Source organism: Saccharopolyspora dendranthemae (genome assembly GCF_007829955.1).
Lineage (GTDB): Bacteria > Actinomycetota > Actinomycetes > Mycobacteriales > Pseudonocardiaceae > Saccharopolyspora > Saccharopolyspora dendranthemae.
Map to the genome: position 1 here is coordinate 643,841 of NZ_VIWX01000004.1, position 16,063 is coordinate 659,903.

Here is a 16,063-nt window from a genome sequence, read left to right on the forward strand (position 1 = left end):
TATGGGCGCCAACAACGTTGACACATATTGAGTTAACAACCCTGGGTTGTTGTCTCAGATATCGTATAGTGGGTGCGTAACATCTTTGTGAGCAAGTCCTCGGCCTATCAGCACCGGTCAGCTCCACACATTACTGTGCTTCCACATCCGGCCTGTCAACCCGGTCATCTACCGGGGGCCTTAACCCACAAAGGGGTGGGAGACCTCATCTAGGAACAGGCTTCCCGCTTAGATGCTTTCAGCGGTTATCCCTCCCGAACATAGCCAACCAGCCGTGCTCTTGGCAGAACAACTGGCACACCAGAGGTTCGTCCGTCCCGGTCCTCTCGTACTAGGGACAGCCTTCCGCAAGTCTCCTACGCGCGCGGCGGATAGGGACCGAACTGTCTCACGACGTTCTAAACCCAGCTCGCGTGCCGCTTTAATGGGCGAACAGCCCAACCCTTGGGACCAACTCCAGCCCCAGGATGCGACGAGCCGACATCGAGGTGCCAAACCATGCCGTCGATATGGACTCTTGGGCAAGATCAGCCTGTTATCCCCGGGGTACCTTTTATCCGTTGAGCGACACCGCTTCCACCAGCCAGTGCCGGATCACTAGTCCCTGCTTTCGCACCTGCTCGACCCGTCAGTCTCACAGTCAAGCTCCCTTATACACTTACACTCAACACCTGATTGCCAACCAGGCTGAGGGAACCTTTGGGCGCCTCCGTTACCCTTTGGGAGGCAACCGCCCCAGTTAAACTACCCACCAGGCACTGTCCCCGATCCGGATCACGGACCCGAGTTAGATGCCCGGAACGACCAGAGTGGTATTTCACCAACGACTCCACCACCACTAGCGTGATAGCTTCCCAGTCTCCCACCTATCCTACACAAGCCGAACCAAACACCAATACCAAGCTATAGTAAAGGTCCCGGGGTCTTTCCGTCCTGCCGCGCGAAACGAGCATCTTTACTCGTACTGCAATTTCACCGGGCCTGTGGTCGAGACAGCGGAGAAGTCGTTACGCCATTCGTGCAGGTCGGAACTTACCCGACAAGGAATTTCGCTACCTTAGGATGGTTATAGTTACCACCGCCGTTTACTGGCGCTTAAATTCTCCGCTACACCACCGAAATGGCTTTACGGGTCCTCTTAACGTTCCAGCACCGGGCAGGCGTCAGTCCATATACATCGCCTTACAGCTTCGCATGGACCTGTGTTTTTAGTAAACAGTCGCTTCTCCCTGGCCTCTGCGACCACCACCAGCTCCCACCGCAAGGGCGTTCACCAGCAGTGGCCCCCCTTCTCCCAAAGTTACGGGGGCAATTTGCCGAATTCCTTAACCACAGTTCACCCGACCGCCTCGGTATTCTCTACCTGACCACCTGTGTCGGTTTCGGGTACGGGCCGTGCACACACTCGCTAGAGGCTTTTCTCGGCAGCGTGGGATCACTCACTTCACCACAACGGCTACGCATCACCTCTCACCCACAAGATGTGCGGATTTACCTACACACCGGGCTACAGGCTTACACCAGTACAACCATTCACTGGCAGAGCTACCCTCCTGCGTCACCCCATCACTTGACTACTATCCCATCGGGTCCCATGCACTCCACGCTTCACCCGAAGGATCCACATATCGCGGATGGTTAGCATCAAAGAATTCATCATGGACGCGCATGCACGGGTACGGGAATATCAACCCGTTATCCATCGACTACGCCTGTCGGCCTCGCCTTAGGCCCCGACTCACCCTGGGCGGACGAACCTTCCCCAGGAACCCTTGGTCATCCGGCGGAAGAGATTCTCACTCTTCACTCGCTACTCATGCCTGCATTCTCACTCCCACACAATCCACACCACGCTTACGCGGACGCTTCACCTCGTGCAGGACGCTCCCCTACCCAACCCAACAAAAGTTGAATTGGCATGGCTTCGGCGGTGCGCTTCAGCCCCGCTACATTGTCGGCGCAGGACCACTTGACCAGTGAGCTATTACGCACTCTTTCAAGGATGGCTGCTTCTAAGCCAACCTCCTGGTTGTCTAAGCGATCCCACATCCTTTCCCACTAAGCGCACACTTGGGGGCCTTAGCCGATGCTCTGGGCTGTTTCCCTCTCGACGACGAAGCTTCTCCCCCGCCGTCTCACTGCCACACTCAACTCAGGCGTATTCGGAGTTTGGCTGATCTCAGTAACCCGTGAAGGCCCATCAACCAACCAGTGCTCTACCCCACCCAAGCAACATATGACGCTGCACCTAAATGCATTTCGGGGAGAACCAGCTATCACGGAGTTTGATTGGCCTTTCACCCCTACCCACAGCTCATCCCCCAGGTTTTCAACCCTGGTGGGTTCGGGCCTCCACACGGTCTTACCCGCGCTTCACCCTGGCCATGGGTAGATCACTCCGCTTCGGGTCTACACCACGCGACTCCAACGCCCTATTCAGACTCGCTTTCGCTCCGGCTACCCCCAACGGGTTAACCTCGCCACGCAGCAGTAACTCGCAGGCTCATTCTTCAAAAGGCACGCCATCACGGTTGCAAAGACCGCTCTGACGGATTGCAGGCACATGGTTTCAGGAACTATTTCACTCCCCTCCCGGGGTACTTTTCACCATTCCCTCACGGTACTATCCACTATCGGTCACCAGGAAGTATTTAGGCTTAGCGAGTGGTCCCGCCAGATTCACAGCACCCTCCACGAAAGCGCTGCTACTCGGGAACACCACCACACGCTCAACAATGACTTTCGCCTACCGGACTCTCACCGTCTACGGTCAGGTTTCCCAACCTGTTCAACTAGCCACCATTGACACGCTGAAGGCTCAGTAGCGCCTTCCAACAGTGTCCCACAACCCCGCACACGCAACCCCTACCAGGTATCCCACGCGCACGGTTTAGCCTCTTCCGCTTTCGCTCGCCACTACTCACGGAATCACCAGTGTTTTCTCTTCCTACGGGTACTAAGATGTTTCACTTCCCCGCGTTCCCCCTCACACCCTATACATTCAGGCATGAGTAACCCGACATCACTCGGGCTGGGTTTCCCCATTCGGACACCCTCGGATCACAGCTCGTTTGACAACTCCCCGAGGACTATCGCGGCCTACCACGTCCTTCATCGGCCCCTGGTACCAAGGCATCCACCATGTGCCCTAAAAAACTTGGCCACAAAGATGCTCGCACCCACTATACAATTCTCAAACAACAACCCGAGACCACAACACACCCCCACACAACGTGGAGGCGGTGTGCTCTCTCAGACACCCAACAGCGGACCATAAAGCACCAGCACACAGCCGGCGAAAGTTAGTGTGTTCCACAATCCATCGAGCACCCGAGCAGTGACACATGCGGCCACTCCACTCGGAAACTCCAGCGAAAACGCTGGGTTTATCTTGCTCCTTAGAAAGGAGGTGATCCAGCCGCACCTTCCGGTACGGCTACCTTGTTACGACTTCGTCCCAATCGCCAGTCCCACCTTCGACCACTCCCTCCCAAAGGGTTAGGCCATGGGCTTCGGGTGTTACCGACTTTCATGACGTGACGGGCGGTGTGTACAAGGCCCGGGAACGTATTCACCGCAGCAATGCTGATCTGCGATTACTAGCGACTCCGACTTCACGGGGTCGAGTTGCAGACCCCGATCCGAACTGAGACCGGCTTTAAGGGATTCGCTCCACCTCACGGTATCGCAGCCCTCTGTACCAGCCATTGTAGCATGTGTGAAGCCCTGGGCATAAGGGGCATGATGACTTGACGTCATCCCCACCTTCCTCCGAGTTGACCCCGGCAGTCCCCCACGAGTCCCCGGCATAACCCGCTGGCAACGTAGGGTAAGGGTTGCGCTCGTTGCGGGACTTAACCCAACATCTCACGACACGAGCTGACGACAGCCATGCACCACCTGTACACCAACCACAAGGGAAACCGTATCTCTACGGCTGTCTAGTGCATGTCAAACCCAGGTAAGGTTCTTCGCGTTGCATCGAATTAATCCACATGCTCCGCCGCTTGTGCGGGCCCCCGTCAATTCCTTTGAGTTTTAGCCTTGCGGCCGTACTCCCCAGGCGGGGCGCTTAATGCGTTAGCTACGGCACGGAAACGGTGGAACCCATCCCCACACCTAGCGCCCAACGTTTACGGCATGGACTACCAGGGTATCTAATCCTGTTCGCTCCCCATGCTTTCGCTCCTCAGCGTCAGTATCGGCCCAGAGACCCGCCTTCGCCACCGGTGTTCCTCCTGATATCTGCGCATTTCACCGCTACACCAGGAATTCCAGTCTCCCCTGCCGAACTCAAGTCTGCCCGTATCGACCGCACGCCCACAGTTAAGCTGCAGGTTTTCACGGCCGACGCGACAAACCGCCTACGAGCTCTTTACGCCCAATAAATCCGGACAACGCTCGCACCCTACGTATTACCGCGGCTGCTGGCACGTAGTTAGCCGGTGCTTCTTCTACAGGTACCGTCACCCGAAAGCTTCGTCCCTGTCGAAAGAGGTTTACAACCCGAAGGCCGTCATCCCCCACGCGGCGTTGCTGCGTCAGGCTTTCGCCCATTGCGCAAGATTCCCCACTGCTGCCTCCCGTAGGAGTCTGGGCCGTGTCTCAGTCCCAGTGTGGCCGGTCACCCTCTCAGGCCGGCTACCCGTCGTCGCCTTGGTAGGCCACTACCCCACCAACAAGCTGATAGGCCGCGGGTTCATCCTGCACCGCCGGAACTTTCCACACACAGACCATGCGGCCGTATGTCATATCCGGTATTAGACCTCGTTTCCAAGGCTTATCCCAGAGTGCAGGGCAGATTACCCACGTGTTACTCACCCGTTCGCCACTAATCCACCACCGAAGCGGCTTCATCGTTCGACTTGCATGTGTTAAGCACGCCGCCAGCGTTCGTCCTGAGCCAGGATCAAACTCTCCAACAATGCTTTGTTGAAACAATCCCAGCACACACTCAACAACCCACAACAGGTTGGAGCGTGATACTCAAAGAAACCACCAACCACCACCAAAAGATGCTGGTCAGGGGCATAAAAGAACACTAACCAAAATGATCCGCTGTTGAGTTCTCAAAGAACACACCCACACCATCACCCACAACCCATCAGGGCCGCAAACTCCGGGGAGTCATTTCCTCGTTCTTGTGTTGGTAACTCTAGCAGGCTCTCAATTCGGCGTTTTCAGGGGGGTCCCTTACTTCCTCGCCGTGAGTGCGAGCCTTATTCGAGTTATCAACTGCCGGTCGGATGCTGAACCGAAGTTCCGCTTCTCCCCAGCGACCGCCTCACGTTACCCGGTGCGCTTCGCGGTGTCAAACCCGCGCGCCCCGAACCGGTCTGCGCTGTCACGCGGACCCGAACCAGGTTCGGAACCTCGCGGCGCTCCCGGTGCCGTTCTCCGCGAACAACTCGCGGCGTTCGGCTTTCCGTGCGACGAAGAGAAAGTTACGCACACTCTCCGTCAATGTCAAATCGCCAGTTCACGCCTTGACACCACTCGTTCGGCCTAGCGTCGATCACTTCTGCTTCGGCCGCAACCAGAGCTTCACGGTACTGCCCTCACCCGCCGACTTCATGGCTTCGAGCAGGTCAGAGGCTTCGACAGGCCGGTCGCGACCGATCGGCACGAGCTCGTAACCCCACGTTCCGAACTCACGGAGAGCAGCCGCCGGATCGTCTCCGAGCCCGCTGATCGCGTCCGGTGTGAACGAGCACACGATCGAGGGACGATCCCGGCGCAGCGCCCGGACCAGCCCGCCGAGCACCCGGTGAACCCGGGCTCCGACGTCCACGTGCACGACGGAGAGCTTGAGCTTCTCGAGCGAGGGGTGGTTCTCCAGCTCCTTGTCCAGCCGGAACGCGGGAACGCGCTCCCCGGGTTCTTGCTCGTCGTTCGTGTCGAGCGGGCTCACCGACATGCCGCCGGCGAGTGCGGGTTCACCGCGCAGCTCTCCCGGTCCGTCCCACGCCGCGCCCTCGATGAGCAGCAGGCGGTTCGCCCACGCCGCGGGCACGTTCATCTCGACGTTGTGCTTGAGCAGGGCTCGGGCCTGCGGGCTGGGTTCAACGGCGACCACCGCGCCGCTGTTGCCCAGCCTGCTGAGCACCCGCACCGCTTGGTATCCGACGTAGGCACCGACGTCGAGGAAGATCCCGTCCGGTTCGAGCAGCGAATCGATGAGCGCGGAGGTGTCGTCGTCCCACGAGGGGTTCGACGAGAGCCACGGCAGCATCAGCGCGTCGTCGGCGGGCAGCCGCATGAGGCCGGCGTCGCACAGCACGGGTGTCGTGCTGCCGTCACCTCCGCCGGTGGCCCGCTCGTGCTCGCGCAGCAAGATCCGTTGCAGCACGTCCGTGCGCTGCAACGCGTTCGCCGCGTCGCCCGCCGCGCTGCGGACTCCGGATTCGAGGTCGTTGCCGGGCTGGCGCGCCTCCATCGCGTCCATGCGGTCGAGGACCTTCTCCAGCGCACCGGTGAGGCCGTCGATGCGTTCGGCCAGGGCGTCGACGCGTTCGTCCGAACCCCCGTTGGCGGCCGGAGCTCCCGCCTCCTCGAGACGTCGGAGCCTGCGGTGCTGGTCAGCGAGGTCCGCTCGGGCGCGGACCATGCCGTCGTCGGTTCCGACCAGTTGCGCGCCGAACTGGTCCTGCCTGCGCAGCAGCTGCGCGAGTTCGGTCCGGATGGCCTCGACATCGCCGTCGCCGTCCGATTCGTACTGGCGCCGGAGGAGTTCACCCGCGGTCTGCTCGACGCCGTCGACCAGCGAGCGCAGGACGTCGCGGATATGGTCGTCGTAGTGGCTCAGCGCGCGGAGAACCGCTTTGCGCAGGGCCGGAGCGATCGCGTTGGCCCCGCCCTGACCCACGTCCGGGGCGCGGTGCAGGGCGTGCCTGGCGACGAGCAGCGGGCGCAGCGGATCGTCGAACTGCCCGTGCTTGTCGCCCGACCACTTGGTGCGCCAGTTGCGGTAGGCGTGCTCGACCCGTTCCCGCAGGCGCGCGCCCGCGCGGGCGACGGTGTGCGTGCCCAGCAGCGTTTCCCTCGCCGCGATGCCGAACGCCGCGGTTCCGTCAGGATCGTCTGCGGCCGCGCGCATGACCTCGGCCGCGGCTTCGACGTCCGGTTCACCGACTCCTTGGCAGGGCACGAGGCGCGCGCACTGGGCGCCGAGCAGCTCGGCGACCGCGCCGTGCTCACCGGCGATCACCGGCACGCCGTGAGCGGTGACCTCGATCAGCCGGAGGGCGTGCTCGTCACCCGCGTCGCCCCGGTGCAGCGAGACGAAGCAGTCCGCGGCGCCGAGCAGTTCGTGCAGTTCGACGCGGCTTTCGACGAGCCTGATCCGGGGGTCCGACGCGGTGGCCAGCCGGAGCCGTTCGGACGCCTCCGGATGCCGCGCGGCACCGGTGACTCCCACGAGCAGGCGCACGTCGTCGCGCTCGGCGAACGCGGTGAGGAAGGCCGAGACGACGCCGAGCGCGTTGTCGGCGCGTTCCGCGGCGTGATCCACGTGGGCGGCGATGACGAACTCGTCGGAGAGCTCGAACCGCGCGCGGGCGCCCTTGCGCGTGGGCAGGTCGATGGGCTCGCGCTCGGGCGCGGGCAGGGTGACCACGCGGGTCTTGGTCCCGCTTCGGCGGACCGCGGCCCTGCTGCTCTCCGACAGGACCCAGGTCTCGGCCGCGGTGGACTCGCCGCCGCCGCTGCCGGTGTGCACGTCGATGACGTAGCGACCCGCGGGAACGTCGAGGTCGGGGGCGCAGCGCAGCACCACCGGGTAGTAGGCGGTGTCGGCTGAGGGCAGTCCGGAGGCACCGACGGCGGTGCGCATCATGTCGGCCAGCGGTCCGCCGCCGAGGACGGCGACGCCGAGCTGATCGACCAGGGCCAGGTTGCCGCCGGTGCGGCGGTGCACGGCGTCGGCGGGCACTCTTCCGCTGGCAACGCCGACCCCCGCGCACCACTCGTGGAACGCCTCGGCATCGGCTCCGAAGGGATCCGGGTAGTCGCTTCGGAGCAGGTCGTCGTCGGACCAGACGGCCGCCGTCCAGCGGGATCCGCCGGCACTGCGCTGCCTGTCGTCCGCGGGCGCGCAGGCCCACTCCTCGAACGCGTCCGCTCCGTCGGGCTCGAACGGGCTCGGCGGCGCGTCGCCGCCCCCGAGCCACGCGTCGAGGTACTGGCGGCGGAGGCCGGCGGGAAGCAGGACCCCGTCGGCGAGAGCGTCGAAGGGGTGCGGTTGCTCGCGGCTGTAACCGGCTTCGACCAGCGCGTTGCGGTAGCTGGCGCACAGCCCCGCGAGCACCGGGTTCTCCGACAGCAGCGACCTCGGGTTGTCGGCGTAGTCGGCTGACAGCAGCCACGGTCGTTGCGGCTGGAAACCGTCGAAGTGCACGCTGCGCAGCCACGACCCGTCCACGACGTGCTCGCCGTCGCTGACGTCCAGTGCGCGCTGCGCGGCGTTGAACACCGACAGGCCCACACCGGGGTCGCGGATCACCTTGTGGTCGACCAGCGCGGGAGCGCCGTCGAGCACCGGTGCTGTCATCGTCGGGTCGGTGCGCAGCTGCTCGATCCAGGTCGCCAGCAGGTCCTCGGCGCCGGGCCGGACGGCGAAGGCGCTGGAGTCGAAGGTGCCGGACTCGGCGAGGTCGGCGGGGCCGGGGCGCAGCCCGTCGGCCGTCAGCGGGTGCAGCACCCTCGGGACCAGGGCGACCGGTCGCTCCGCGGTGAGCCCGGTGAGCAGTTCGTCGAACGGACCGAAGATCTGCACCCACGGTTCGAAGTGCAGCACGGTCGACCCGGACCGGAGCAGGTGCTTGAGCAGTCGCGGGCGCAGGACTCCGCGCAGCTCCTCGGCGGTGCAGCCCATCGCCAGCCGGGCGAACTCCTGCGGGTCGACGCCGATGTCGGCGATCGACAAGGCGTCGGGTTCGTCGCGGACCGCACCGGGTTCGTCGACGACCAGCAGGACGAATCCGGCCTCCGGGTGGTGCTTCCGGAAGGTCGAGCGCAGGACCCGCGCGGCGGGCAGCTGATCGCGACAGGCCAGGGTGCAGCCGAGCAGGGTGAGCGCGGCGGCCTGGGCTGCTGCGGGCTGCTCAGCGGGCCACCTCGGCTCGAACGACTCCGCCGACTGCTCCAGAACACCCGACTGCAGCTCGACAGCGGACTCGCCGGAGCGCGTTTCGTCTGGCTCAGGTTGCGGCTGCGAATCAGTCACAACCGCAACCTATCGCCCCAACAACAACAAAAGAACGCCCCCATCAAAGCGGAGTCCCCTCAGCCCGCCAGCACACCGTCAGGCAAGCACCGAAGGTGATTCCTCACTGCCCCACCCGAGCAACCGGCACCGCCGGGGGTTCTGAGCGGCGCTGTGGCGAGCACGCCGCGACGCCGTGTATTGGACATACATCAGGAGTGGCGCGCGGAGTCCACGGCGCCGCTCAGGTTCCCCCACCCGCACCGCCCAGCAGATCGACCACAGAGCTCTAGAGAACAGGCAGCATGGACGACAGTTCGTAGGGGGTCACCCGGCTCCTGTAGTTGTTCCACTCCTCGCGCTTGTTGCGGAGGAAGAAGTTGAACACCTCTTCGCCGAGGGTTTCGGCGACGAGCTCGGAGTTCTCCATCTCGTCGAGCGCCTCGGTCAGGTTCTGCGGGAGGTTGGCGTAGCCGGCCGCCTTGCGCTCGTGCTCGGTGAGGCTCCAGACGTCGTCCTCAGTGGACGGCGGCAGCTCGTAGCCCTTCTCCACGCCGCGAAGACCGGCGGCGAGGATGACGGCGTAGGCCAGGTAGGGGTTGCAGGACGAGTCGGGGTTGCGGACCTCGACTCGGCGCGACGAGGACTTGCCCGGCGAGTACATCGGCACTCTGACCAGCGCGGACCGGTTGGCGTGGCCCCAGCACACCGCGGTCGGCGCTTCGCCGCCGATGACGAGGCGCTTGTAGGAGTTCACCCATTGGTTGGTCACGGCGCTGATCTCGCGCGCGTGGTGCAGGATGCCGGCCAGGAACGCCCGGCCCGTCTCGGACAGCTCGAAGGGGTCTTCGGGGTGGTAGAAGGCGTTCTGGTCGCCTTCGAAGAGGCTGAAGTGCGTGTGCATGCCCGACCCCGGCTGGGTGCTGAAGGGCTTGGGCATGAAGGAGGCGCGCACGCCCTGGGTGATCGCGACTTCCTTGACCACGTAGCGGAAGGTCATCACGTTGTCGGCCATGGTCAGCGCGTCGGCGTAGCGCAGGTCGATCTCCTGCTGGCCGGGGGCGCCCTCGTGGTGGCTGAACTCCACCGAGATGCCCATGGCCTCGAGCGTTTCGATGGCGTTGCGGCGGAAGTGCGGCGCGGCGTCGTGGCTGGCCTGGTCGAAGTAGCCGCCGGAGTCCGCGGGCTCGGGCTCGCTGCCGTCCGCGGGGAGGTTCTTGAGCAGGAAGAACTCGATCTCCGGGTGCACGTAGCACGTGAAGCCGGATTCGGTGGCGCGCGACAGGGTCCGGCGCAGCACGTGCCGGGGGTCCGACCAGCAGGGCGATCCGTCGGGCATCTGGATGTCGCAGAACATCCGGGCCGAGTAGTGCTCACCGTCGGCGGTTTCCCAGGGAAGCACCTGGAACGTGCTCGGATCGGGCTTGGCGACCATGTCCGATTCGTAGACCCGGGCGAATCCCTCGATCGCCGAGCCGTCGAACCCGATGCCCTCGGCGAAGGCGCCCTCCAGTTCGGCGGGCGAGATCGCCACCGACTTGAGCATGCCGAGGACGTCGGTGAACCACAGCCGCACGAAGCGGATGTCACGTTCCTCCAAGGTGCGGAGCACGAACTCCTGCTGGCGGTTCATGCTCCGCACTCTAACCGGCTGGTCTCGGGATCGTCTTGATCGGCGTGGTCTGGTGCCGCGCCGATCACCCGAACCCGAGCGCGGCGACCATGAGCGGCAGCACCAGTGCGATCAGGATCGCTCCGGCCACGTCGAAGACCGCGCCGGATCGGATCATCTTGGTGATCGGCACCGCACCCGAGCCGTAGACCACGGCGTTCTGCGGTGTGGAGACCGGAAGCATGAACCCGAAGGACGCCGCGAAGGTCGCCGCCAACGCGGGCACGAAGGGGTTGGTGCCCGCCGCGAGGGCCACCGGGATGACGATCGGCACCACCACGGATGCCGCGGCGGTGTTGGAGGTCGTCTCGGAGACCAGCACGGCCAGCACGATCGCGAAGATCGTGATCGCCACGCCGCTGGTCAGGCCGAGGGCGCCCGCGGTGCCCTCGCCGATGGTCTTGGCCAGGTCGGTGTCGGCCAGCAGCGAGCCGAAGATGATGCCGGTGCCGAACAGGACCACGGTCCCCCAGTCGATGCGGGAGGCCTCGGTCCAGGTGAGGGTGAACTTCCGCTGCGACCAGTCGGTGGGCAGCAGGAACAGCAGGGCCGCGCCGAGCACGGCCACGATGCCTTCGTCGAGCCGGTCGCTGACCAGGTCGTAGGCGGCGGAGTCGTTGCCCGCGAACAGCGCGACGAACCCGGGCGTCACCCACAGCGCGACGGTGATCGTGAAGGCGATCAAGGTGTTCTTCTCCGCTCGGGAGAGCGGGCCGAGCTTGGCGCGCTCGGAGGCGACGTACTCCTCCACACCGGTCAGCCGGTTGATCTCGGGCCGGTTGAGCAGCAGCAGCACGAGGGCCAGGACCGCGAACATCAGCAGGCAGACCGGCGCGGCCATCGCCATCCACTGCAGGAACGACACGCGCTGCCCGGTGACCTCCTCGATCAGGCCGCGGCCGATGAGGTTCGGTGGCGAGCCGATCGGGGTGAGCAGGCCGCCGACGCTCGCGCCGTAGGCGAGCATCAGCATCAGCGCCACGCCCACCCGCAGCCGCAAGGGGTCGAACGGCTGCCCTTCGGGGAGCTGCTTGCGGACGAGTTCGGCGATGACCGCGAGGATGCCGACCGCGGTGGGCAGCAGCATGGCGACGGTGGCGGTGTTGGACACCACCGCCGACAGCACGGCGGTGATCGCGCCGAAGGCGACGATGACCCGCCATGCGCTCCTGCCCACACCGGGCAACGACAGGATGGTGAACGCGAACCGCCTCGCCACGCCGTGCCGCAGCATCGCCTGGGCGAGGATGAACGCGCCGATGAAGGTGAACACCGTCGACGATCCGAACGGTTCCAGCACGTCGTCGGGCGGCATCACGCCGAGGACCACCACGGCCGCGACACCGAGCAGCCCGCCCACCGGGATCGGCACGGGTTCGCACACCCACAGCACGATCACGCCGAGCAGCACCGCGGCCAGCTTGTGCTGCGCGGGTTCGAGCTGGGTGGGCAGCAGCAGGAACAGGATGGTCAGCGCCGGTGCGAGGAACAGTCCCGTGGTGCGGCGGGCACGTTCGAACCGCTCCTCCGCCGGCGACAGGACTTGTTCACCGAGGCTCTTGTACGTGCTGCCGGACAGCAGCACCGAGGTCACGCTCTGCTCCGCGGGTCTCGCGCCCGTTTCGTCCGCATGGTCCATGCGGAGACGATAGGCGTGATGTGATCTGCTTCACCATGGTGATGATCAGCGGAACCGATCAACCCGAGCAGCGGGTCCCCTCGACGGGCACCTCCAGATCGACCAGGTACTTGGCTCCCGCGCGGTCCACGCAGTCCACTCCCTGCAGGAACACCGTGTGCTGGGTGCCCTCGTAGGTCAGCAGCCTGCCGTGCAACGCCTGCGCGAGCTGCACGCCCGCCTGGTACGGCGTGGCCGGGTCGGCCGTGGTCGAGATGACCAGCACCGGCGGCAGCGCGCCGACCTGCGGCTGAGTGGGTTCACCGGTCATCGGGACCGGCCAGAACGCGCACATGTCGCGAGCCGAGCTCGGCGGGTTCCCGTCGTCGAGGAACGGCGCGGCCTCGCGGTAGCGGCGATCGGCGGCGCGGACCTCCTCGGGGTTCATCACCCGCTTGTCGTCGACGCAGTGGATCGCGTCGAAGGCGTCCGTGGTGTTGCTGTAGCTGCCGTTGCTCTCCCTGCCGAAGTAGCTGTCGGCGAGGCTCAGCATGGTCTGACCCCGGCCCTGCTGGAGCTCGGTGAGCGCGGTGTCGAGGGTCTCCCAGAGCGACGGCGCGTAGAGGCCCTGGATCGCCGCCATCGTGGCGTCCGAATAGGACAGCTCGCGACCGCCGCCCGCCTGCGCGGGCGCTGTCACCAGCGGCCGGGTCAGCTCCTGGAACCGGTGAACGGCCTGCTTCGGGTCGTTGCCGAGCGCGCACCGGGAGCGGCCCGCGCACCAGGCGGCGAAGTCGTTGAACGCACGCTGGAAACCGGCGCCCTGCGCGACGAGGGCGTCCACCGTGGTCTGACCGGGGTCGATCGCGCCGTCGAGCACCATCGCGCGGACGTTGCCGGGGAAGCTCTCGGCGTACTCCGAACCGATCCGGGTTCCGTAGGAGTAACCGAGGTAGTTCAGCTTCTGCTCGCCCAGCGCGGAGCGCAGCACGTCCAGATCCCGGACCACGTCACGGGTTCCGACGTTGGCGAGCATGTCCTCGCCGGTGCGCTCGGCGCACTTGCCCGCGTACTCGCGCTCCTCCTGCTCGGACTCGGCCACGCCCTTCGGCGAGGTGTCGGCGTCGGAGTCCAGGCGCTCGGCGTCGCGCTCGGAATCGGTCAGGCAGCGCACCGCGGGTTCGGACGCACCGATGCCCCGCGGGTCGAAGCCGACCAGGTCGAAGCGGTCCCCGACCTCGCTGTCGCTGGTGCTCGTGGTGAGGCTCGCGGCAGCGCTCATGCCCGACGCGCCCGGCCCGCCCGGGTTCACCATCAGGGCGCCGATCCGCGATTCCTGGTCAGCGGCCGGTTTGCGCAGGACGCCGATCCGGATCGTCTTGCCCTCCGGGTGCGCGTAGTCCATCGGCACTTCCAGCTTCGCGCACTCCAGAGTCGAGTCCGCGAACGCCGTCCGATCGGTCGAGGTCGTCGCGTAGTCGGAGCACGGGCCCCACGCCAGTTCCTGTCCGTAGAACCGCTCGAGTCCGGTGGGAACCGGACCGACCGGCCCCTTGCGCTCGTGGTGCGGCTGCAACGTCTGGGCGCTCGGGCCGCCGCAACCTCCGGCGGCCAGCACGAGCAGCACCATCGCGGTCAGCACTCTGTGTGGGCGGGCCATGTCGAGATCGTGACACGAACATGCCCGTGTGATTCATCTCGGGCAGGGGCACACCACCTGGCCGGGTGCGCCAAGATGGGCGCATGCCCCAGTTGCGGATCGCACTCGCACAGGTCAACACGTGTGTCGGCGACGTTGCCGGCAACAGCTCGATGGTCCTGGAATGGACCCGCCGGGCTGTTCAGGACGGCGCCCACGTGGTGGCGTTCCCGGAGATGACGCTCTCCGGTTATCCGATCGAGGACCTGACGCAGCGCAAGTCGTTCGCGGCCGCCAACCGCGACGCGCTGGAGAACCTGGCTCGCGAGCTCCAGTCCGGCGGCTGCGGAGATGCGCTGGTCGTCGTCGGCCACCTGGGGCACGACGACGAGGGGCCGCGCAACTCCGCGTCGATGCTCTACGGCGGCGAGATCGTGGCCACCTACAACAAGCACCACCTGCCCAACTACGGCGTCTTCGACGAAGCGCGGAACTTCGCCCCCGGTTTCGACCTGCCGATCGTCAAGCTGCACGGCATCGACGTCGGCATCGTGATCTGCGAGGACATCTGGCAGAACGGCGGTCCGGTGACGGCGCTCGGCGAGGTCGGCGTCGACATGGTCGTGTGCATCAACGCCTCGCCCTACGAGCGCTCGAAGGACGACCAGCGGGTTCCGCTGCTGGCCCGCCGCGCGACCGAGGCCGGCGCTCCGCTGGCCTACGTGAACCTGGTCGGCGCGCAGGACGAGCTGGTCTTCGACGGCGACTCGCTGATCACCGACGCCGAGGGGCAGGTCCTCGCCCGGGCACCGCAGTTCGCCGAGCACCTGCTGATCTCCGATCTGGAACTGACCGCGGGCGGGCACACCTCGACGACGGTTCCGGCCGAGCCGGGCCCGATGCGGATGCCGGCATTCGACGTGCGCCGCATCGTGCTCCAGCCCGACCTGGTGCCGAGCTACGAACCGCGTCCGCTGCCGCCGCCCGCCGAGCCGCTGTCCGACGAGGCCGAGGTGTGGGGCGCGCTGGTCACGGGCCTACGCGACTACGTGCACAAAAACGGTGCGCGGACGGTGACCTTCGGCTTCTCCGGTGGAATCGACTCCGCGGTGAGCGCGGCGCTGGCCGTCGACGCGCTCGGGCCGGACTCGGTCTACGGCGTGTCGATGCCGTCGGTGTACTCCTCGGAGCACTCGCGCTCGGACGCGGCCGAACTAGCGCGCCGGCTCGGCTGCCACTACGAGACGCACCCGGTCGCCGAACTGGTCGAGGGCTACGTGCGTCAGCTGGAGCTGACCGGGCTCGCCGAGGAGAACGTGCAGGCCCGGGTGCGCGGGGTCCTGCTGATGGCGCTGTCGAACCAGCACGGCCACCTCGTGCTGGCCACCGGCAACAAGACCGAGCTGGCAGTCGGCTACTCGACGATCTACGGCGATGCGGTGGGCGCGTTCGCGCCGATCAAGGACGTGCCGAAGACGCTGGTGTGGAAGCTCGCGCGGTGGCGCAACGCCGCCGCCGAGAAGCGCGGTGAGGTGCCGCCGATCCCGGAGAACTCGATCAGCAAGGTTCCCTCGGCGGAGCTGCGCCCCGATCAGACCGACCAGGACTCGCTGCCCGACTACGACGTGCTGGACGTGGTGCTCGACGGCTACGTCGAGGGCGGCAAGAGCTACCAGGACCTGGTGTCGGACGGCTTCGACGCGGAGCTGGTCGAACGGGTGCTGCGGATGGTCGACCGGGCTGAGTTCAAGCGTCGTCAGTACCCGCCGGGCACCAAGATCACCTTCAAGGCCTTCGGCCGCGACCGCCGCCTCCCGATCACCAACCGCTGGCGCGAAGTGGCTCCGTGAGCCCGGCACCTCCCAGTTTTAGTCCAAACTGAGCCGACAAAACGGACATGATCCTGGCTCGGTTTGGACTAAAACTGGGCTG

Annotated in this window: 5 protein-coding genes and 2 rRNA genes; 1 reads left to right on the forward strand and 6 read right to left on the reverse strand. The window is 65.5% G+C overall.

Annotated features, from left to right (window positions below; all coding sequences use genetic code 11):
* Window positions 1-87 precede the first annotated feature (87 nt).
* The 6 genes from FHU35_RS21250 to FHU35_RS21275 form a co-directional block, all read right to left on the reverse strand.
* Window positions 88-3,163 (reverse strand): 23S ribosomal RNA (locus FHU35_RS21250).
* Between the two features lie 239 nt (window positions 3,164-3,402).
* Window positions 3,403-4,925 (reverse strand): 16S ribosomal RNA (locus FHU35_RS21255).
* Together the 16S and 23S rRNA genes form the textbook arrangement of a ribosomal RNA operon.
* A 590-nt stretch (window positions 4,926-5,515) precedes the next feature.
* Window positions 5,516-9,223 carry an FkbM family methyltransferase gene (locus FHU35_RS21260; protein WP_145742436.1) on the reverse strand — a complete coding sequence of 1,236 codons (3,708 nt, stop codon included), beginning with the start codon at window positions 9,221-9,223 and terminating at the stop codon, window positions 5,516-5,518.
* Window positions 9,224-9,491: 268 nt separating this feature from the next.
* Window positions 9,492-10,835 carry a glutamine synthetase family protein gene (locus tag FHU35_RS21265; RefSeq protein WP_145742438.1) on the reverse strand — a complete coding sequence of 448 codons (1,344 nt, stop codon included), beginning with the start codon at window positions 10,833-10,835 and terminating at the stop codon, window positions 9,492-9,494.
* A 64-nt stretch (window positions 10,836-10,899) separates the two neighbouring features.
* A complete protein-coding gene (locus FHU35_RS21270; protein ID WP_145742439.1) occupies window positions 10,900-12,513 on the reverse strand; it encodes an SLC13 family permease in 1,614 nt (537 codons plus the stop codon).
* 58 nt (window positions 12,514-12,571) lie between these two features.
* Window positions 12,572-14,152 (reverse strand): alpha/beta hydrolase, encoded by a 1,581-nt coding sequence (locus FHU35_RS21275; protein ID WP_145742442.1) that lies wholly within the window; start codon window positions 14,150-14,152, stop codon window positions 12,572-12,574.
* Window positions 14,153-14,235: 83 nt separating this feature from the next.
* On the opposite strand from FHU35_RS21275, the gene FHU35_RS21280 reads away from it, so the two are divergent.
* Window positions 14,236-15,981, forward strand: coding sequence for an NAD+ synthase (locus FHU35_RS21280; RefSeq protein WP_145742444.1), 1,746 nt, complete (start codon window positions 14,236-14,238; stop codon window positions 15,979-15,981).
* The last annotated feature ends 82 nt before the right edge of the window (window positions 15,982-16,063 follow it).